Here is a 952-nt window from a genome sequence, read left to right as displayed (position 1 = left end):
TAGAAGATCAAATGCTACCCCACCTTGTGAATTCACTGCGCGTTGCTCTTAATGTGCTTCAGAAACATTTTGATCGTAAATGACAAGCTCTATTACGGTTGCATTATATAGTATATCCTTCGTAAGTTTCCGCAATGTTCACTGAGTTCCTTTAACCATTTATGATCATTTGTTTTCACGTGAGATACTATGTTATCTACTTGTTCTTTTCTGAAATCGTAACGCTTATCTATAGCCGTCATAAATTTTTTTGCATAATAAATCATTGGATCCTCGTTATCATTGACCACGTCGTATGCCCACATAAAATCGCTTTCACTCCAATCATATTCATCGCGTAAACGCTTTATTACATTGGGTAGATCCATTTGCGACATCTCCTTATTATAATCACCCCGCAATAAACTCATAAGGGATGCACAACCAACAACTGATATGTGACGATACAATATATCTTCCTTGTTAAAAAATGAATATTCTCCGCCATTTCTGAGTGAAAGTTCTTCTGCTTTGCGTACCTTTTCAGAATGCATAGAGCCAATATATGATTCACTTACGTATTTATTGTAAAGTTGATTATACTTCTCTATAGTATCTACACTTGTAAACATACGCGTCAATTTGTCTATAAATCCAAATGACGCTGATGCAGGTAGCGCTGATATAGAAAAGAAAGCTATAAATGTTATGATGCGTGTTATGGATAATGATTTCATCATTTTGAACCCTTAATTATTCATAAGTGCTGTTTAACTGATTCCCTTTGAAATTATCAATATGTGTTATTTTAGTGTTGACAAAGTGTAGCAAATCGTATTTAATGACAGCACTGTACTTGGTTGTATTGTATCTAAACGAGGGACAGTGCAGTTTTGAATCCCCGCAAATGCGGGGTTTTTTATTATCTGGAGGGCGTATTTTATGACATCAGAAAATACACAGCAGGCTCCAC

The 952-nt window shown here is 35.5% G+C and carries 1 protein-coding gene; it reads right to left on the bottom strand.

Features of this window, described 5'->3' with window-relative positions:
- Window positions 1-92: 92 nt before the first annotated feature.
- Entirely contained in the window at window positions 93-719 is a 627-nt protein-coding gene (locus ACFINO_RS10030) for a hypothetical protein (RefSeq protein ID WP_375630707.1), read from the bottom strand.
- Window positions 720-952: the final 233 nt, after the last annotated feature.

The organism is Bartonella sp. AA83SXKL (assembly GCF_042196965.1).
GTDB lineage: Bacteria > Pseudomonadota > Alphaproteobacteria > Rhizobiales > Rhizobiaceae > Bartonella.
This window is presented reverse-complemented; position numbering and strand designations above follow the sequence as displayed.